Consider the following 19258-nt stretch of genomic DNA (forward strand, 5'->3'; position numbering starts at 1 on the left):
CTCAAGCCACCAGCCTTGCCCGCCGCACCAGCGGCCGGGCGAACAGTTCGGCAAGGTCGCCGGCCTGCTCGTAGCCTTGGATGGGCGTGAAAATCAGTTCGATCGACCATTTCGTCGCCATGCCCTCCGCCTCTAGCGGATTGGCGAGGCCGAGGCCGCAGACCACGAGGTCGGGCCGCGCGTCGCGGCAGCGATCGAGTTGCCGCTCGACGTCCTGCCCTTCGCTCAGGAGAACGTCCGGAGGCAGCAAGGCGAGATCGCCGGCGAGATGGTCGCGGTGCAGATAGGGCGTGCCGACCTCGACGAGACTCATGCCGAGCTCTCGCGCGAGGAAGCGCGCCAGCGGGATCTCGATCTGCGAATCCGGAAACAGGAAGATGCGCTTGCCGGCGAGTTGCGGCCGGTGGCGCGCGACCGCGCGGTCGGCGCGCGCGCGCAGCGGCGCGGTGACGGCATCGAAGCGCGCGTCGTCAATGCCGAAGTGCCGTGCGGCGGCGCGCAGCCAGAGTGTGGTACCCTCGCTGCCCAGCGGAAACGGCGCCGGAATCCGCCGGCAACCGCGTTCCTCGAGCGCGCGAGCGGTGTCGCCAAGGAACGGCTGCGCCAGCAGATAGACCGTGTTCGGCCCGATCGCCGGCAGATCGCGCGAGCGCCGCGGCGGCAGGAACGCCACGGAGACTATTCCGAGCGCCGCGAACAGACGCCGGAACTGATCCTCCACGACGTCGGCCAATGCACCGACGATCAGCAGCGAGGGTAGCGTTTTCATTTCCGCCGCGGGCAGCACCGGCACCAGCGAGGCGAGGCAGGCATCCTCGCCCTGCGTGAAGGTCGTCTCGATGCCGCTGCCCGAATAGTTGAGAATGCGGACCGCCGGCGCGAATTTTTGGGACAGCCGCAGCGCCGCGCGCGACAGATCAAGCTTGATGACTTCCGACGGGCAGGAGCCGACGAGAAACAGCAGCTTGATGTCCGGACGCCGGGCCAGCAGTTGCGCCACGATGCTGTCGAGTTCGTCATTCGCATCGACCAACCCGGCAAGATCGCGCTCCTCCATGATCGCGGTGGCGAAGCGGGGCTCCGCGAAGATCATCACCCCCGCCGCCGACTGGATGAGGTGCGCGCAGGTCCGCGAGCCGACCACGAGAAAGAATGCGTCCTGGATCTTGCGATGCAGCCAGACGATGCCCGTCAGCCCGCAGAACACCTCGCGTTGCCCGCGCTCGCGCAGAACGCCGCCGCCATCCGGACAAGGTTGCACGCGCACGTTCATGATACCTCCGCGACGGCCAATGCAGACACGTTGCGCTCCTGAAGACGCGCGGCTCGCAGCTTGAGCAGGAATTGCGTGGCGTTGATCGCGTAGGAGGCATAGGCGGCGAGAACCAGCATCATCTGCTGCCGCGGACTGCCGATGTCCGCGAAGATCGCCACGAGATAGGCCGTGTGCAGCGCCAGCACGAGAATGCTGAAGACGTCTTCCCAGAAGAAAGCCCGCGCGAACAGGTAGCGGCCGAACACGACGCGCTCCCAGATCGAGCCGGTCACCATGATTGCGTAGAGCAGCAGCGTCTTGACGACGATCGAGCAGGTCGCGATCCACAGCCCCTCGCCGGTCGCGAGGTAACGCAGCACGAGGGCCAGGCTCACAAGGAAGGCGACGAACTGGACCGGCGCCAGAATGCCCTGCACCAGGGTCCACGGTGTCGCGTCACGCCGCCGTTTTTCTTCGGCGGTGTAGAGCGCCACAGCCTGCGGCCGGGCCGGCCGCCGATCGTCCGCTCCTCCCCGCCGATCGCGCACACCGATCAGGATGCCGGTGTCCGGCCAGGGGGTGTAGGCCGCGCCCGGTGTTAAGTCAGCGCAACATTCTGTGTAATGAACATTTGACAATCTAACGGTGCGGTGATGCGATGGGCCAGGGAGGCGCGCCATGAACACGACATCAGAGCCATCAGCATTACGCCTGGTTCGAGTGGTTCGGCGCTCGTGCATCGCTTCACCCCGCCAGTGGAAGCCCAATACGGACAGTAAGGAGAGGCTAGACCTCCGAGCGAGGGGTGTCAACTGCTATTGACGTCAATAATGCTTGACGAAAACGACAACATCCGTTCAGATACTGATAGGGAGGCATTCGATGGCTGAGCTCAATGAAACTGCCCCTGATGTTGCTTTCGATTTCGGCGCCAGGCCGAGCCGGATGCATCGTGACTCCGGGCTTTCGCCCAGGTTTTCCGAGGCCGCCTTTCGCCGTCATGTGTCCGCGACGCGCCAGCCACTGACGGCCGTGAGCAAAATCATCGAGGTCGAAATCATTCCCCGTCTTGTGATGGCGCGCGGCAACCTCGCTCATTCCGACAACCTTCCGGCGGCGCCGACCAACGATTCCGACCCCGCGGGCTTTGCCCAACTGATGCTTGGCGAGACGGGCAGCCGCGCGGCGGACTGCATCCAGGCTTTCCGGGATCGCGGCACGTCGCTCGAAACGATCTATCTGGATCTGCTCGTTCCGACCGCGCGCCACCTGCGCCACCTCTGGGTGAACGACGAATGGGACTTCGCCGACGTCACCCTCGCCTTCTGGCGCATGCAGCAACTGTTGCGCGACCTCAGCCCGGCCTTTTGCGCTGACGCATCCCTCAGATCCACGGGACTTCGCGCCCTGCTCGCGCCCGGACCGGGCGAGAACCACGATGTGGGGCACATGATATTCGGCCTCGTTCTGGCCGGCGAATTTCTTCGGCGCGACGGGTGGGATACCTGGATCGAACCGAACTCGGCGCACGCGGCCTTTATCGACACGATCCGCACGCAATGGTTCGACGTTGTCGAATTTTTTTCCAACAGCGACAAAAAGCTGGATGACCTCGCCTCGAATATCCGCACGGTCCGGCGTGAATCGCCCAACCGGGATATCGGCGTCATGGTCGGTGGAACAGCATTCACTGAACGGCCTGAACTCGTCCTATTGGTCGGTGGCGACGCTGTCGTCTCCGATTTCAGTCAAGAAGCCGGGCAAGCCCGCAGCGTCGTTACCTTGCTGACAGACCAACGATAACAGGGCATCGACCAGGGTTACGGTAGGACGAAACTCGCCGTCATGATGTTCCTTTTTCAGGAAGGTTGTTTCGTCCGTGCCCGTGAAGGCTTTCAGGTATCCAAAAGAATCGCTTGGCGATCTCAAGGCTGACATCGCGGCGACATTGATCGCCGCCACCGCGGATGTCGCGCTGGCCCTCGACGGCGACGGCGTCATTCGGGATATGGCCTTCCAGCGCGCGGACTTGCCGCTCGAGTTGAAGAACACGGACCAGTGGGTCGGCCGGTCCTGGCAGGCGACGGTCGCCGAGGAGAGCCAGATCAAGATCGAGCAGATGCTGGAAGAGGCCGCCGCCCACAAGGTTCCGCGATGGCGGGAGATTCGTTGCCCGGCAACCCGCGGCCCCGACGTTCCGTTTCTCTTTTCCGCGATCGCGATCGAGGATCGGCGGCGCAACGTCGCGATCGGGCGTGACCTGCGCGCCGCCGCCGCGCTCCAGCAAAAATTGGTCGAGGCGCAGATGGTGATCGAGCGCGACTATTCGCGCATGCGGAACGTCGAATCGCGTTATCGTATCCTGTTCCAGATGTATTCGGAACCGGTACTGATCGTCGACGCTGCGACCCACCGCGTCGTGGAGGCGAATCCCGCCGCGTCCATCCTGACCGATGGAAGCCTGGCGCATCTGGTCGGCAAACTGTTTCCCGACGCCCTGCCGATCGACGACCCGTCCGTCGCCCAGGGCATCGCCTTCGCGCTTCGCGCGCAGTCGAGAATTGAAAACAAGCGACTGAGCCTCGGCGACGGAAGGCAGTTCGTGCTCGACGGCATGCTCTTCAGGCAGGACCTCTCCTCGTTCTTTCTGCTGCGTTTCGCGCCGGTGGCGACTGCGTACGTGTTGCCGGCCAAGCCCGATCTGACATTACAGATGCAGCAGTTCGTCGAGGATGCTGCGGATGGCTTCGTGCTGACGGATCACGAGGGGCACCTGCTTCACGCCAACGCCGCGTTCCTGCAACTCGCGCAGATCGACAGCGAGAAGCGCGTTCACGGCGAGCGCATCGATCGCTGGATCGGCAAGTCGAGCGTCGATTTCGACATTCTGCTGTTGAATTTGCGTCAGCAAAGGTCGCTCAAGCTGTTTTCCAGCGTTGTTCGCGGTGAGCTCGGCTCGCCGGTCGACGTCGAGATTTCCGCCGCCATGCTCGGCAGCGAGGCAGATCCGAATCTCGGCTTCATCGTCCGCGATGTCGGGCGGCGGATCGGAGGCTCGATCGCGCCCCATTCCGAAATCCCGCGATCGCGCGAGCAGCTCGTCGAATTGATCGGGCGCGTGCCCCTGAAGGAGCTGGTGCGGGAGACGACCGACGTTATCGAGCGCATGTGCATCGAGGCGGCGCTGAAACTGACCGGCGACAATCGCGCCACAGCGGCCGAAATGCTCGGCCTCAGCCGGCAGAGCCTCTACGTCAAGCTGCGGCGCTTCGGGCTCGCGGACATCGGCGAGTATGACGATAACAGGATCGAGTAGGCCATCATGACGGAAATCGCCCCTGCTTCGCTCGCGCGGCCCTCGCCATCGGTCGTCCTCGAACTCCTGAAACCGATCACCTGGTTTCCGCCGATCTGGGCGTTCGGCTGCGGGGTCGCTTCCTCGGGCGCGAGCGTTTGGGACCGCTGGCCGACCGTCATCGCAGGCATGGCCCTTGCCGGTCCGCTGGTCTGCGCCACCAGCCAGGCGGCCAATGACTGGTTCGACCGTCATGTCGACGCCATCAACGAGCCGAACCGCCCGATTCCATCGGGACGCGTTCCGGGCCGCTGGGGGCTCTATATCGCGATCGTCTGGACGGTGCTGTCGCTTCTGGTCGCGGCCCTGCTCGGTCCCTGGGGATTCGGAGCGTCCGTGGTCGGGTTGGCGCTGGCCTGGGCCTACAGCGCGCCGCCGATCCGCCTCAAGCAGAACGGCTGGTGGGGCAACAGCGCCGTCGGTCTCTGCTACGAGGGGCTGCCGTGGTTCACCGCGGCGGCGATCATGACTCGCGGCGCGCCTCACTGGCCGATCGTGCTGGTCGCGCTGCTCTACAGCTTCGGCGCGCACGGCATCATGACGCTGAACGACTTCAAATCCATCGAAGGCGATCGCAAGATGGGCGTCGCATCGCTGCCGGCGCAGCTCGGTCCGCAGCGCGCGGGCGTCGTCGCCTGCGCGACCATGGCTCTGGCGCAGGCGGCGGTGATCGTCATGTTGTTCGCTTGGGATCGCCCACTTCACGCCGTGGCGATCGCCGCGCTGCTCGCCGTTCAGATCGGCCTGATGCCGCGGCTCCTGCGAGACCCGCGGAAACTGGCGCCCTGGTACAACGGGACCGGCGTCAGCCTTTACGTCCTCGGCATGATGGTCAGCGCATTCGCGCTCGCGGGGCTGGGGCCATGACGCCGAATTCCCCGCAACCCCTGTCGTGGACCGGAATCGTCCGGCTCGGCCTGGTCCAGTTCGCGCTCGGCGCGGTCGTCGTGCTCACGACATCGACCCTGAACCGGGTCATGGTGGTGGAGCTTGCGTTGCCAGCCACCCTGCCGGGATTCCTCGTCGGCATTCACTATGCCATGCAGGTCTTCCGCCCCCGCCTCGGCCACGGCTCCGATCTCGGCGGACGCCGCGCGCCCTGGATCATCGGCGGAATGGCGGTGCTGGCCGCGGGCGGCGTGCTCGCGGCCAGCGCTACCGTCTTGATGGCGACCGAGCTTCTTGCCGGCGTCGCCCTGGCCATCGCCGCCTTCGTCATGATCGGCATCGGCGTCGGCGCGGCGGGGACATCGCTGCTGGTGCTGCTCGCCAAGCGCACCTCGCCGGAACGCCGGAGCGCCGCGGCCTCGATCACCTGGATCATGACGATCGCGGGCTTCATCGTAACCACGGCGGCGGCGGGCCGCGCGCTCGACCCGTTTTCAGGGCCGCGACTGGTCGCAGTGTCGTCGGTGGTCTCGATGATCGCGATGATCCTGACGCTGGCCGGCGTCTGGAATATCGAAAGCAAAACGCCCGCGCCCGGAATGCGCCACGCGCGAACGCGCGACGCTTCGTTCGGCGAGGGTTTCAGGGAGGTCTGGCGCGAGCCTTCGACGCGGCGCTTCGCCATCTTCATCTTCATTTCCATGCTGGCCTATAGCGCCCAGGACCTCATCCTTGAACCATTCGCCGGCATGGTGTTCGGCATGACGCCGGGCGAGACGACGCAATTGTCCGGCGTCCAGCACACCGGTGCGCTGACCGGCATGCTGCTGGTGCCTGCCATCAATATGCTGATGCCGGCGTGGCGGATGCGGACAACGGCCTGGATCATCGCGGGCTGCCTCGCATCGGCGCTGGCGCTGACCGGCCTCGCGCTGGCCGCGCTGGTCGGGCCGCCCTGGCCGTTGCGCCTGTCCGTCCTGATGCTGGGCGTTACCAACGGCGTCTACGCGATCGCGGCGATCGGCGCGATGATGAAACTGGTCGATTCCGGGCATCGGAACCGCGAAGGCATGCGCATGGGGATGTGGGGTGCGGCGCAGGCGATCTCGTTCGGAATTGGCGGCTTCATCGGGACGCTGGCGAGCGATGCGGCGCGACGCGCGCTGCCGTCGCTCTCGCTCTCCTATTCGCTCGTCTTCGCAGCCGAGGCCGGACTGTTCGTATTGGCCGCTTGCCTTGCAGCCCGCATCGGCCGGCCGTCTACCGGGAAACATCCGGCGGGGCCGATGCCCAGCCCCGCCAATCAGGGAGCATGACATGACAGATCCCCGGACATACGATGTGGCGGTGGTCGGAGGCGGTCCGGCGGGCGCGACCGCGGCGAACGATCTGGCGAGGCTCGGATACCGCGTGCTGCTGCTCGATCGCGCGGGCCGCATCAAGCCATGCGGCGGAGCGATTCCGCCGCGGCTGATCCGCGACTTCGACATACCCGACGACCTGATGGTCGCGCGCATCTCCTCCGCAAGGATGGTGTCGCCGGCCGACAGGCAAGTCGATATGCCGATCGACGGCGGCTTCGTCGGCATGGTCGATCGCGACGTCTTCGACGAGTGGCTGCGCGAGCGTGCCCGCCGCGCGGGCGCCGCGCGCGCCACCGGCACCTTCCGGGAATTCACCCGCGACACGGACGGAACGGCGGTGCTGCGTTACGAAACGCGCGACGCCACCGGGGCCGGGCAAACGGCGGAGATCCGCGCCCGCGCGGTGATCGGCGCCGACGGGGCCCTATCCGCGGTAGGCCGGCAATGCATTCCGGGCGCCGAGACCATTCGTTACGTCTTCGCCTATCACGAGATCATCCGCTCGCCGGACCAGGGTCAGGCCGCCTTCGACGGCACGCGATGCGACGTGATCTATCGCGGCAAGCTGTCTCCGGACTTCTATAGCTGGATTTTCCCGCACGGCGCGACCACGAGCATCGGGACCGGCAGCGCGTGCAAGGGATTCTCCCTGCGCGGCTCCGTCGCCGAGCTGCGGCAAGCCGTGGGCATGAGCCAGGCGGCAACCCTGCGACGCGAAGGCGCGCCTATACCGCTCCAACCGCTCAAGCGCTGGGACAACGGCTGCGACGTCGTGCTCGCCGGGGACGCGGCCGGCGTCGTCGCGCCGGCATCGGGCGAAGGCATCTATTACGCGATGGCGAGCGGGCGCATCGTGGCCGACGCGGTCCACAACTTTTTGCGCAGCGGCGATGCGCGCGAACTCGCCCGCGCGCGCAAGCGGTTCATGCGCCTGCACGGCGGCGTGTTCTGGATTCTCGGGCAGATGCAGCGCTTCTGGTACAGCAGCGACAATCGCCGCGAGCGCTTCGTCGCGATCTGCCGGGACCGCGACGTGCAGCAACTGACATGGGACGCCTACATGAACAAGGAACTGGTGCGCACCAGGCCACTGTCGCACGTCCGGATTTTCTTCAAGAATATCGCTCATCTCACCGGGCTTGCGCGGGCGAGTTGAGGTGAAGGCCAGCGATGATCGACTTTCTGTCAGGGGTTCACGTCGTCGATCTGATTCTGATCGTCGTCGCCGTCGAGACGGTCGCGATCACGCTCTATTGGCGCAAGACTGGCCGCGGCATCACGCCGGCGCGGTTGCTGCCCAATCTTCTCGCCGGCGCGTTGCTGCTGGTCGCGCTACGCCTGGCGCTCAGCGGCCATCCGTGGCCGTGGTATACTGCGTGCCTCGCGCTCGCCGGTATCGCCAACGTTGTCGATCTCCGACAGCGCTGGCGATGACGGTCAGGTCACTTCGCATTCGGCGAGAACGTCTTGATGTAGGCGATCACGTCCTTGCGCTTCTGCTCGTTTGCGAGCTTGAAAGTCATCTTGGTCGTTCCGGTCGCCAGATCGGCCTTGCCCTTGTCGGTCAGGAATTTTTTCAGGAATGCGTTCGGGTCCGGAAGATACTGGTAGATCAGATCCTCGCTCCAGACGAGGCCGTTTTCGCCGGCGTGCTTGTTCAGCGGCGAGTAGGAATACCCCGGATATGTGCCGGAATGTCGGCCGATGACCCCGGTCAGGACGGGACCCACCATGTTCTTCGCATCGGGACCTATCCGATGACACATCATGCATTGCTTGAAAACCTGCTTCCCTTTCGCAGGGTCGCCACCGGACCCTTCACCCGCTGCGAAGCTCGGGCTGGCGACAGCCAGCGCGATCGCCGAAATACCCAAGGCGCAACATATTGCATTCCTGACTGTCACTTTCTCGCTCCCGATCTGTTGTCGTCGATGTTACTTGTTTCGTGATCGACTCTTAACAATATAAACTGTCAATTCATCTTGTCACAGTCAAGGTATCCTCACCAACTGTTGTTCCCTCTCGCTTCGGAAATTTCACCCGGACCGCAGAGCAAGTTGGAAAGGCTTGGACTAAAGACGAAGAGGCGAGAAAACGGCTTGACTTCGCCCCACCGACGTGAGCAAACCGGAACACATTGACTGGATTCTCAATGTGTTACCGATGGCCCGCCGCAATCGCGCGTCATGTTTGCCGCCGGTCCGGCGATTGAATCTGGATACGAAAAGCGATGTCGGTGTTCAGCGCACCCCAACCCGACGTGACATTACTTCTTGATATGGACGGCGTCATCCGTGAGGCCACGCTGTCACGTTTCCTGGCCAGGGAAAATATCGACGGCTGGGTGGGCCTCCCATGGTCGGACGTCGTCGGCACATCGGGCGAAAAGATCTTGCAAATGATGCAGGACACGCGCCGGACGGGAATCTCGGCCTTCCGGCAAATCACCCAGAGATTCCCCAGCGGTCTCGAATTGCCGATGGAATTCACCGCCGTGCTGCTGGGCGGCCGCGCCGGGATGCTGGCGGTCGGCAAGAACATCCAGGCCGTCGCCGAGTTGCAGGCCCGGCTGATCTCCGCGCAACAGACAATCGAGCGCGATTACTGGAAACTCCGCGAGATTGAAACCCGATACCGCCTCGTGATCGAGGACGCCCGCGATGCGGTGTTGATGGTCAAGGTCGAGGACCTCAAAATCGTTGAAGCGAACCGGACCGCCTCAACCGTGCTGTCGGGTGCCGGCCGCCGCAAGGAAAGTTTGGTGGATCGCGATTTCCTCCAGGAGATCGCGAGCCGGGAGCGCGAGACCGTTGAGTTGATGCTGCGCCGGGTCCGCGACCTGGGCAAGGCGCCGAGCATCGTGATCCATCTCGGCGAAGCGGCGGTCCCCTGGACCTTGCGCGGATCGCTGATGACGCACGAGTCGATGCCGGCCTACCTCCTGCAGATGACCCCCATCGGCACGGTGACCAAGGCAGAGCCGGACAGCGACACCAGCGCAAGCTGCCTGGATCGCATTCCGGACGCGGTGACGATCCTCGACGAGAACGGGGCGATCAAGAGAGCCAACAGCGCATTTGCGGATCTCGTTGAAGTCGGGTCGGCGGAATCTGTCGTCGACAAAAGCCTGGGCCGCTGGCTTCTGCGGCCGGGCGCCGACGTCAGCGTGGTGATTTCGAACATCCAGCGGCACGGCATGGTGCGGCTGCTTTCGACCTCCATACAAGGCGAGTTGGGCACCGAAACAGAGATCGAAATTTCCGGTTCCGGGTATCAGCAGGGAACCGAGACGCGGATCGTTCTTATCCTGCGCAACGTCTCACGGCGCCTTTCGCCAACGTTCGAAAGCGACGACCTCAGGTCGGCATTAGCCGCCATGACCGAAACCGTCGGCAAAACGCCTCTGCGCAAGCTGGTCAAACGCACCGTCGAGGTCGTCGAACAGCACTACGTGCGCGCCGCCCTGCAGCTTGCCGAAGGAAACCGCACGACGGCCTCGGAAATTCTGGGCTTGAGCCGGCAGAGTCTTTACGCCAAACTTGACCGATATAATCTGAGCGAGCGAGACCCGGACAGCGAAGAAGCATAATCCTCAAGGAGGGAGCGATTGGTTGCCCTTGCATCTCCCGCCTTCGGACAGGCGACGCTCGCGAATTGCGAGCGTGAGCAAATTCATCTCGCGGGGTCGATCCAACCGCATGGCGTCCTGCTTGCCGTGCAGGAACCGGACTTCGTCATCATTCAGGCGAGCGCCAACGCAGAGAAATTCCTGAAAATCGACCAGGTCGTCGGTCTCCCCCTTTCCGCATTGGACAGCCGCCTGCTGCCGGAACTCCTTCCGTGCCTCGGCGAACCTCTGGACGAGAAGCCGATGACCGTGCGCTGCAGCCTGGGAACCCCACAGCGCAAATTCAACTGCACCGTTCATCGTCCGTCCAACGGCGGGTTCATCCTCGAGTTCGAACCGGCGGGCCGCTCCTCGGATGTTGCGCTGGCGCTCGACGGGGCCCTTCACCGTATCACCTCGGCGTCGTCGCTGCGCGCGCTCTGCGACGAAACCGCCGCGATATTCAAGGATCTCACCGGCTATGACCGCGTGATGGTTTATCGCTTCGACGAGGAAGGGCACGGCGAGGTCTTTTCCGAAAGACGACGCCCGGACCTGGAAGCTTTCCTCGGCAATTGGTACCCCGCATCGGACATTCCGCAGATCGCCCGCCGGCTGTACGAGCGAAACCGCGTCCGCCTGCTCGTCGATGTCAACTACACGCCGGTGCCCCTGCAACCGCGGCTGTCCCCCCTTAACGGCCGCGATCTCGACATGTCCTTGAGCTGCCTGCGCAGCATGTCGCCCATTCACCAGAAATACCTGCAAAACATGGGCGTCGGCGCCACGCTGGTTTGTTCCCTGATGGTCAGCAACCGCCTTTGGGGATTGGTGGCGTGCCACCATTACGAGCCGCGCTTTGCGCCTTACGACATCCGCGCCATCTGCGAGGCGCTGGCCGAAGCCTGCGCGATCCGCATCGCCGCGCTCGAAAGCTTCGCGCAGAGTCAGTCCGAGTTCACGGTCCGCAGGATCGAGCAGCGGCTGATAGAAGCGGTGTCGCGCGAGGGCCATTGGCACACCGCGCTGTTCGACGACGCGCAATCGCTGCTGCAGCCGCTCGGCGCATCGGGCGCGGCGATGCTGTTCGAGGAACGGGTCGTCACGGCCGGCGAAGTCCCGGCGACCCAGCGCATCCGCGAGATCGGCCGGTGGCTGGATGACAAACGAAAGGAACGGACAGGCCAGGCGCCCGACAATTTCGTCACGACGTCCCTGACCATCGACGAACCGTCCTTCATGGCCGTTCGATCCATCGCCAGCGGGCTTATCGCAGCCCCGCTGTCGGCGAGCCCCGGCGAATATCTGATCTGGTTCCGGCCGGAGCGCGTCACCACGGTGACGTGGGGAGGCGATCCGCTCAAGCCCGTCATCGTCGGGGACGATCCGTCCGATCTCTCGCCGCGACGCTCGTTCGCGCAGTGGCATCAACTGGTCGAAGGAAAATCCGATCCGTGGTCACCGTCCGACATCTCGGCCGCGCGCATGATCGGGGGAATCGTCGCCGACGTCGCGCTGCAATTCCGCTCGGTGCGGATGGTGATCGCGCAGGATCAACTCGAGACGATCAGCCGGCAGGTCATGCGCTCGGAACAGCCGGTCATCATCGCCGACGTCGAAGGCCGAATTCTTCTCCTGAACGAGGCCTTCGAACAGCACCTTCATGCGGCGCATCCCCACTTCCAGCACCTGCGCGATCTCAGCAAGTATCTGTCGTCGCCGGCCGAGTATCGCGCCAATCTCGAGGACCTTCTCAGCCATAAACGAAGCTGGCGCGGAGAGGTGCAGATCGACGCCAAGGGGACGCAGCCGCGTCCGCTGATGATCCGCGCCGATCCCGTCATCGGGCCGCACAATCGCGCGCTCGGATTTGTCCTGATCTTCTCCGACCTCAGCGAGCGCAAGGCGGCCGAGGCGGCCCGAAACCGTTTCCAGGAAGACATGACCAGCAGAAGCCGCCCCAGCCGGCGATTCGATCCCGGGGACAGCGTGCTTTATCGAGAGTTGGCGGCGTCCGTCGTTGAAAATGCGCAGTTGGCAGCGCTTGAGGTCACCCATGGCGCCGAGACCAGCCGCATGCCGGAGATGCTCGACGGCATCCGAACCTCGGCCGACCGGACGCTCGACATCCTCGCGCACCTGATCTGGCACACCTCGCATGCCGACGGTTAGAGCTTAGAGCCTTTCCGCTTCTGATGGAATCAGAAGCGAGGCTCTATGATTTTGATTTGAGGCGTTTTCTTTACGCGAACCGGTAGCCACTTCGCTTGAAAACGCTCTGACAATCCGTACTTTTTCGAGAAGATGGATGCGCGGATCAAGTCCGCGCATGACGCTCAGAGCATCATGACCTATCGCCCCCGCGCGGCCTCGGCCTGAAGCGCCACGGACAGCGCGATGTTCAACTCGAAAGCCAGCGCGCCTTCCTCGACGATGGCATCGAAGTCCTCGCTCACGTCGCCTGCCCGATCGATCGCGGCCCGGTAGTCCGCCTTGAAAGCCTGGACGTCGTCGATGACGGAGAAGTCGTAGAACGACAGTTCCACGGGAAGCAAATCCAGCGACCTCGCCAGCAGCCGCTTGAGGATTTGACCGCCGCTGAGATCGCCGAGATAGCGCGCATAGGCGTGCGCGACGAGTCGACCGCCATCGCCCATGCCCGCCCGCACGATCGCATCGACGTATTCGGTCGTGACGGGAAGCACGGGCAACGCGGGGATATCGACCGCAAGGGAGTTCAGGTCTTCCCGGATGGCGGCGGCGCGCGCCAATTCGGGGCGTACGAGCGGTCTGACCGGCGGTGATCGTACGGCGCCGGTCAATTGCTCTTCGAGGGCGTGATAGACAGGCAGGAGATTCCGCAACAGCAACGCATAGCCGTCTCGCGTGGCCTGTCCTCGCAGGATGTCCGCAATCACCCCGGACCGCTCCGCCTGCACATGCAGATCGCGTGTCCGGCTTCGCAAGGCTTCCAGCAGGCGCGCCGGGCGCGGCATGCACCCGGCGTTATTCGTACGTTCCAGCATGCGTCCTCGAACACACCGCAGTCTTATTGAGCCATCGCCAGGCCGTGCTTCACGCCCCAATCGAACCAGTTATCGACCACCGTCCCCGAGAGTAGAATGCCGATACCGCCGGTCAAGGGGCAAAGCACCGCGAACCACCATGCCCAGCGATGAATGGATTCGGCCGTTGCGTTGAATCCCATGGTCCAGCGCCAGAACAAGGCCCCGCGTTCGAACGCCGTTCCGCGATCCACGATCTGCTCGATCTCCCGCTCGCCGCCGTAGCGGCTGATCGCGAGCACCGTCGCGCCATGCATCGCAAACAGCAATGCCGAACCGTAGAGGAACGCGATCGAGAGCATGTGGAACGGATTGTAGAAAAGATTGCCGTGGCTGATCGAGAAATTATTGGTCCAGTCGAGATGCGGGAAGATGCCGAACGGAACCGCCTCGCTCCAGCTTCCCATCAGGATCGGCCGGATGAAGCCGAGCACGAGATAGAGCCAGATGGCCGCTGCGAACGCCCAGGCGACGTGGGTACCGAGACCGAGCGCGCGGGCGCGACGATAGGTTCTCAGCCACCAGAGCAGAATCGCGGTGGTGAGGAAGAAGCCGGCCATCAGCCACCAGCCGCCTTCCTTCAGCGGCGGAAAAATCTGCAAGCCGTATTTGGCGTCCGGCGGCTGCAAAGCCAGCCACGGAAACTGCCGGATGAACTCGAGCGGACTCCAGTGCACCGACGCAAGCATGTTGAGACCGATGATCTCGATCGCAACGAACCCCGACATCAGCGAGGCAAGGCCGAGAAAGCCGAGATAGACGGGACCGATCTGCGCGTCTCCCAGCTTGCCGAACCAATAGTTGAATCCGCCCTTGCCCATTCGGTCCCAGACGCCCGGCTGAAGCGGGATTCCCGGATAGATCGGACCGCGGACCTGAACTTGCGTGAATATGTTTTGATATTGAGCCATCTCAAACTCCCATCATCCCCGCGGAGACCAGATCGGAACGTGTCGCCACCACTCCCACCAATCGGACCACGGCGCGCCTTCCGGCCGCAGCCACGCCGGGCCGCTGATCACGATGCAGACGGCGCTGAAGAAAACCGCGGACAAGGCGAGGAACAGGCCGAGCCGGTGAATGCCGAGCGTGCCTATCGAATAGCCGAGGAGATCGCGGAACATGGTGTTTTCATGCTCCGGCGATTTGACGTCTTCGCCGCGGCCGGGATTGGTCGACGACAGGATCAGCGAGCCGTGCAGCGCAAGCGCGAAGCATGTCGTGAAGAAGAAGCTGATCGCGATCATGTGCACGGGGTTGTAGTGAAAATTCCCGAACTGGTAGCCGGTGTTCGACACCCAATCGAGATGCGAGATAATTCCGTAAGGAAAGGCGTAACTCCACGACCCCATCAGCACGGGACGGATCACCTCCAGCGTGAAGTAGGCCAGGATCGCGAAGCTGAACGCAACCGGCACATGATAGCCGATCCCGAGCTTCCTGCAGATCTCGACTTCGCGCAGTGCCCACGAGCCGAAGGCGCCCAGCGCGCACACCGTGATCAGTTGCCAGAACCCGCCTTGCGCCAACGGGGCGAAAGACAGTCCATATTTCGCATCGGGCGGGTTGATGCTGATCTGCCAGATATTCCAGGTCGGCCCAAGCGCCGCGGCATAGAGAATGAGCGACACGCCGACGAAGGTGAAAAAGATCGTCGTCACACCGAAAAAGCCGACATAGAACGGTCCGACCCAGAAATCGAACAGGTCCCCGCCGATCAATGTCCCGCCGCGGACGCGATATTTGCGTTCAAAGCTGAGCATGGCCATCGGTCATTTCCTCCGGTGTCGATGATGAAGTTTCCTGTTGCGAATGGGGAAGCGGGCGAAACGGATCTGTCGTCCGATCCGTCCGCATCCCTGTCTTGTCGAGTCCGTTAGCCGGGCTTGAGTGGGGTCGCATGGCCGGAAATGGACGACGTCTTTACGGGACGAGGTCCTTCCAACCAGTTGAACCGGTTCGTGCTGAGCAGGATGAAGTGAATCACCAACGCCAGCGCGAACAGGAACGTGAACAATGCGACCAACGTTCTGCGCGGATCGAATAACAGCCACATGCGCCACATAGCTTTCTCCTTCTCTAGGTCAGGTAGGAGCTAACGATACTGGCGTAATGGACGACTCCATCCATCGCGTCCTTATACCCACCGGGGCCCGGCAGCCAGGGACGCCACATCCAGGCGAGAATGTGCGCGATGATCGCAATCACCGTGAAGATCACAAAGCTCGTCATGAAGATGCTGTGGAATTCCTTGGCTTCCGATTCGGTCAGCCCCGACAGAGAGCCTCCCTTGCTTGGTCCGTCCACCATGTGCGGTACCTCCTGTGTTTGCCTTTCGGCCGAATGCCGCTCGCGGTATGAGCGGCGTCGAAATGCCATCCCGTTGCCGGCATGGCCATTCGTGCGGCGTCCGCACGAATTTCTTCAAAGACCTCCGAACGGCATCGCGGCGCAATTCGCCGCAAGCTCGCTCACTTCACCGAAGACAGTGTTGCGACGCTCGCCGTTCGCTGTCCTCACGAGATGGCGGAGGGCAACCGGCGCCAGATAGAGGACAAAACATATCGAATAGATCAGAAAATATTCGAACCTGGCCTTCGGCCTCGGTAAGGCATCGCGACTGATCACGTCATACAGGTCATGCATCGACATTTGCGTCTCCTTGCCTGGTTGAATATTGATTGCACGCTCATGCGGCCTGTCCCTCCAGCAGAGAGCCCGCTTTCGCGATCAGGTCAGCCGTCACCCGGTCCGTACCGGAGCGTCGGGCGTTGCGTTCGGCGGCGTCGCGCAGGCGCTTGGCTGCCGAGATCCTCACCAGCACGGGCTGGCTGTCGACCATTCGATCGAGGGCCCGCTTGGCGTCTTCATCCCATTCAAGCTCGCGATGCACGCGAGAAGGAGTCGACTCGACCTGGTCGAGATTCGTCGCCAGTGGAAGGATGTGAAACAGGACATCGAACAATGCGTTGCAGACTTCCTGCACGACGTAGGTCGCGCCCGCATAACCCATGAAAGGCGTACCGGTATGCCGACGGATGATCGCACCGGGAAAGGATGCCGGGACGTAGATGGCGCGGCCCCCGACCTCGGACGCGTACATGCGTTCGTTGTAGCTGCCGAACAGCACCAGCGGCGTCTTCTCATGCACCGCCTTGCGGATGGTCTCGTTGTCGGTCTTGGTCCCGGCCGTGCGCGCGAAAGCGAACATGCAGGGCAATCCCATCTCGACCTCGAGAAAATTCCTTACGCCACGCGCGTAGGTCTCGTTGGCGACGATGCCGAAGCTCGCGGTCCCGAAGAAGTCCTGCGTGACCGAACGCCAGAGATCCCACAACGGCTTGATGGTCGTATGCTTCTCCCGCTCAATAAAGGGCTCCGGATCGAGCCCGAGAATCTCACCAAGCGAGCGCAGGAACGCGGTCGTGGAATGCAAGCCTATCGGCGCCTGCAGATAAGGCCGCTCCAGGGTCTCGCACAGCAGCCGTCCGAACTCGCGATACATGCAGACATTGGCGTCGGCGTTGACGAGCTTCGGAACGTCGGCGAGGTGGCTGCCGAGCGGAAAGACCATGTTGATCTCGGCGCCGATGCCCTCGACCAGGCGACGGATTTCGGCGAGATCGGACGGCATGTTGAAGGTGCCGTAGATCGGGCCGATGATATTGACGCGCGGTTTCACGCCTTCGGCGCGCGGCTTGCGTTCGGGAATCTTGCGCAGGCCGTATTCGCTCCACAGCCAGGACATGGCGCGGTTGGCGCTCTGCCATTGATCCTCGTCGATCGTCCGCGGCAGGAAGCGCTTGATGTTGCTGCCTTCGGGCGTGACGCCGCCACCGATCATCTCGGCGATCGAGCCCGTCACCACCACCGCGGGCAGATCGGGATCGAGCACGGCGCGCGCGCGCTTCATGGCCTGCTCGGTGCCCTTCTGGCCGAGTTCGTCCTCGGCAAGTCCGGTCACCACGATCGGCAATTCGTGCGGCGGCAGCCCGTCGGTGTAGTGCAGCACCGACGTCACCGGCAGGTTCTCGCAGCCGACCGGCCCGTCGATGATCACCTGCAAGCCCTTGACCGCGGTGAACGCATAGACCGCACCCCAATAGCCGCCCGCGCGATCGTGATCGAGCACAAGCATCAGATCATCTCCTCTGACTTGCGCTTCTTGGCCTGCGCGAGCGCGGCCTTGCGGAATTTCTCGCGGTAATCGGGCCGCAGCGTCGGCGTGTCCTGCCAGATCCCGGCCTTGTCGCCCTCGCCCACGCCCTCGAAGAACTCGCGCATGGTGTCGAAGCGGGCCTTGCCGGCGATCGCGGCATTGACGACCTGGGCGAGCGAGCCCGCGCCGGCGACGCCGAACAGCGGGCGGGCCGAAATCAGGTTGGTGAAATAGAGCGCAGGCGTGGCCTTGGCCTTCGCCTTCTGCACGACCGGCGTGGTGCCGATGGCGAGATCGGGTGCGAACTCCTCCATCGCCGCGAGATCCTGCTCGAGCGAGGCGCGATACTGAACGCGCACGCCCTTGGCTTCGAGCCACTCGCGGTCCGCGTCCGACCACGGCGTGCGCGGGCAGGCGGTGCCGACGTAACGCAGGTCCGCGCCGCTTTCGACCAGCAGCCGGCCGACCAGAAGCTCCGATCCCTCATAGCCCGACAACGTGATGCGGCCGCGGATCGTCTTGTCGGCGAGCGCGCCGGCGATCGCGGGCAGCGCGGCGTTCTTCGCCGCGTCGATGGCGCTCCGCGCGATCCCGCAAGCGGACCCGACCGCATCGAGCCAGGCGGCGGTGCCGTCGCAGCCGACAGGCGCCGAGCCAACAACAGTGCGGCCCGCGGCTTCGAATTCTCGGATCGAAGCCTTGTAGAACGGATGGATCGCGGCCACCACGGCGCAATCCAGCGCACCGTAGAGTTCGCGCCACTCACGCGTCGGGACGGCCGGACCGGCGGCGAGACCCATCGGGGCCAGCAGCATGCCGATGCCGACCGGATCGGCCGGAAACATCTCGCCGAGCAAGGTCACGGTCGGCTTGCCGGACTGCGGCGTGCGCGGCGCCTGCACCGGCCCCTGCTCTGCCTCGCGCCGCGCGTAGTTCAGCATCGCCGCCGCCAGCACGTCCTTGGCTTCGGCATGCGTGGGAACGCCGAAGCCCGGCACGTCGATGCCGATGACGCGGACGCCGTTGATTTCCTTCGGCAGGATTTGCAGCGGCACGCCGGAGGCGGTCGGCACGCACAGATTGATGACCACGACCGCGTCGTATTGCGCAGGATCGGCGAGCTTGAACACGGCGTCGCGGATGTCCTCGAACAGCTTTCCCGTCACCAGCGTCTCGGAGTTGAACGGCACATAGCCGACGCTGCGCCGCGCGCCATAGAAATGCGAGGTGAAGGTCAGTCCGTAGACGCAGCAAGCCGAGCCTGACAGCACCGTCGCCGTGCGGCGCATGCGCAGCCCCACGCGCAGCGAGCCGAACGCCGGACACATGCTTTGCGGCTGGTCGTGCGGACCCACCGGATAGTCGGCGGCGTAGCGCGCCAGGGTCTCGCTCTTGCCCGCCGCTTCGGCGGCCTTCTTCAATTCGTCCTTGCCGGCATGACAGCTCAAGCCGCCCACGGCCGTCGCCGCGGACTCAGGCGCAGACTCAAGCACGGGAGCCGCGGCCTGAATGCCGCTCTCACTCGTCGTCAGGTCCTGGCGAAGTACTTCGCTCATGGCGTCATG

19 protein-coding genes are annotated in these 19258 nt (G+C 63.9%); 8 read left to right on the forward strand and 11 right to left on the reverse strand.

Going from position 1 to position 19258, the window contains the following annotated elements; translation table 11 throughout:
• Position 1: 1 nt before the first annotated feature.
• Positions 2 to 1273, reverse strand: coding sequence for a ferredoxin:protochlorophyllide reductase (ATP-dependent) subunit N (locus ACMDCM_RS10445; protein WP_412773498.1), 1272 nt, complete (start codon positions 1271 to 1273; stop codon positions 2 to 4).
• Positions 1270 to 1803 carry a 2-vinyl bacteriochlorophyllide hydratase gene (gene bchF, locus ACMDCM_RS10450; RefSeq protein WP_412774725.1) on the reverse strand — a complete coding sequence of 178 codons (534 nt, stop codon included), beginning with the start codon at positions 1801 to 1803 and terminating at the stop codon, positions 1270 to 1272. Before bchF ends, ACMDCM_RS10445 begins: the two co-directional genes overlap by 4 nt.
• 286 nt (positions 1804 to 2089) lie before the next feature.
• Between bchF and ACMDCM_RS10455 the strand changes: the two genes are divergently transcribed.
• The 6 genes from ACMDCM_RS10455 (at position 2090) to ACMDCM_RS10480 (ending at position 8296) form a co-directional block, all read left to right on the forward strand.
• Entirely contained in the window at positions 2090 to 3058 is a 969-nt protein-coding gene (locus ACMDCM_RS10455; RefSeq protein ID WP_412773499.1) for a cobalamin B12-binding domain-containing protein, read from the forward strand.
• A gap of 76 nt (positions 3059 to 3134) precedes the next feature.
• Entirely contained in the window at positions 3135 to 4571 is a 1437-nt protein-coding gene (ppsR, locus tag ACMDCM_RS10460; protein ID WP_412773500.1) for a transcriptional regulator PpsR, read from the forward strand.
• Between the two features lie 6 nt (positions 4572 to 4577).
• Positions 4578 to 5477 carry a chlorophyll synthase ChlG gene (gene chlG / locus ACMDCM_RS10465; protein ID WP_412773501.1) on the forward strand — a complete coding sequence of 300 codons (900 nt, stop codon included), beginning with the start codon at positions 4578 to 4580 and terminating at the stop codon, positions 5475 to 5477.
• Positions 5474 to 6814 (forward strand): BCD family MFS transporter, encoded by a 1341-nt coding sequence (locus ACMDCM_RS10470; RefSeq protein WP_412773502.1) that lies wholly within the window; start codon positions 5474 to 5476, stop codon positions 6812 to 6814. The genes chlG and ACMDCM_RS10470 overlap by 4 nt, the downstream gene beginning before the upstream one ends.
• A 1-nt stretch (position 6815) precedes the next feature.
• Entirely contained in the window at positions 6816 to 8018 is a 1203-nt protein-coding gene (locus ACMDCM_RS10475; protein WP_412773503.1) for a geranylgeranyl diphosphate reductase, read from the forward strand.
• A gap of 14 nt (positions 8019 to 8032) precedes the next feature.
• The gene (locus ACMDCM_RS10480) at positions 8033 to 8296 is read left to right on the forward strand and encodes a hypothetical protein (protein ID WP_412773504.1); all 264 of its coding nucleotides are present in this window, start codon (positions 8033 to 8035) and stop codon (positions 8294 to 8296) included.
• Positions 8297 to 8304: 8 nt separating this feature from the next.
• On the opposite strand, the gene ACMDCM_RS10485 is transcribed toward ACMDCM_RS10480, so the two are convergent.
• The gene (locus ACMDCM_RS10485) at positions 8305 to 8715 is read right to left on the reverse strand and encodes a c-type cytochrome (protein ID WP_412774726.1); all 411 of its coding nucleotides are present in this window, start codon (positions 8713 to 8715) and stop codon (positions 8305 to 8307) included.
• Positions 8716 to 9092: 377 nt separating this feature from the next.
• Between ACMDCM_RS10485 and ppsR (ACMDCM_RS10490) the strand changes: the two genes are divergently transcribed.
• Together ppsR (ACMDCM_RS10490) and ACMDCM_RS10495 are read left to right on the forward strand one after the other, a co-directional pair.
• The gene (gene ppsR, locus ACMDCM_RS10490; protein ID WP_412773505.1) at positions 9093 to 10451 is read left to right on the forward strand and encodes a transcriptional regulator PpsR; all 1359 of its coding nucleotides are present in this window, start codon (positions 9093 to 9095) and stop codon (positions 10449 to 10451) included.
• An 18-nt stretch (positions 10452 to 10469) separates the two neighbouring features.
• Positions 10470 to 12641: a GAF domain-containing protein gene (locus tag ACMDCM_RS10495; protein WP_412773506.1), complete on the forward strand. Its 2172-nt coding sequence runs from the start codon at positions 10470 to 10472 to the stop codon at positions 12639 to 12641.
• Between the two features lie 179 nt (positions 12642 to 12820).
• On the opposite strand, the gene ACMDCM_RS10500 is transcribed toward ACMDCM_RS10495, so the two are convergent.
• From ACMDCM_RS10500 to bchY, 8 genes are all read right to left on the reverse strand, one after another.
• Positions 12821 to 13495 (reverse strand): biliverdin-producing heme oxygenase, encoded by a 675-nt coding sequence (locus tag ACMDCM_RS10500; RefSeq protein WP_412773507.1) that lies wholly within the window; start codon positions 13493 to 13495, stop codon positions 12821 to 12823.
• 23 nt (positions 13496 to 13518) lie between these two features.
• Positions 13519 to 14445 carry a photosynthetic reaction center subunit M gene (pufM, locus tag ACMDCM_RS10505; RefSeq protein WP_412773508.1) on the reverse strand — a complete coding sequence of 309 codons (927 nt, stop codon included), beginning with the start codon at positions 14443 to 14445 and terminating at the stop codon, positions 13519 to 13521.
• Between the two features lie 12 nt (positions 14446 to 14457).
• The gene (gene pufL, locus ACMDCM_RS10510) at positions 14458 to 15303 is read right to left on the reverse strand and encodes a photosynthetic reaction center subunit L (protein WP_412773509.1); all 846 of its coding nucleotides are present in this window, start codon (positions 15301 to 15303) and stop codon (positions 14458 to 14460) included.
• A 107-nt stretch (positions 15304 to 15410) separates the two neighbouring features.
• A complete protein-coding gene (gene pufA, locus ACMDCM_RS10515) occupies positions 15411 to 15599 on the reverse strand; it encodes a light-harvesting antenna LH1, alpha subunit (protein WP_412773510.1) in 189 nt (62 codons plus the stop codon).
• A 14-nt stretch (positions 15600 to 15613) separates the two neighbouring features.
• On the reverse strand, positions 15614 to 15844 hold the full coding sequence (pufB, locus tag ACMDCM_RS10520) for a light-harvesting antenna LH1, beta subunit (protein ID WP_412773511.1): 231 nt from the start codon (positions 15842 to 15844) through the stop codon (positions 15614 to 15616).
• 114 nt (positions 15845 to 15958) lie between these two features.
• Positions 15959 to 16186 (reverse strand): hypothetical protein, encoded by a 228-nt coding sequence (locus ACMDCM_RS10525; RefSeq protein WP_412773512.1) that lies wholly within the window; start codon positions 16184 to 16186, stop codon positions 15959 to 15961.
• 37 nt (positions 16187 to 16223) lie between these two features.
• Positions 16224 to 17672: a chlorophyllide a reductase subunit Z gene (gene bchZ / locus ACMDCM_RS10530; RefSeq protein WP_412773513.1), complete on the reverse strand. Its 1449-nt coding sequence runs from the start codon at positions 17670 to 17672 to the stop codon at positions 16224 to 16226.
• Positions 17672 to 19249 carry a chlorophyllide a reductase subunit Y gene (gene bchY, locus ACMDCM_RS10535; protein ID WP_412773514.1) on the reverse strand — a complete coding sequence of 526 codons (1578 nt, stop codon included), beginning with the start codon at positions 19247 to 19249 and terminating at the stop codon, positions 17672 to 17674. Before bchY ends, bchZ begins: the two co-directional genes overlap by 1 nt.
• Between the last annotated feature and the right edge of the window lie 9 nt (positions 19250 to 19258).

Source organism: Nitrobacter sp. (assembly GCF_047149785.1).
GTDB lineage: Bacteria > Pseudomonadota > Alphaproteobacteria > Rhizobiales > Xanthobacteraceae > Nitrobacter.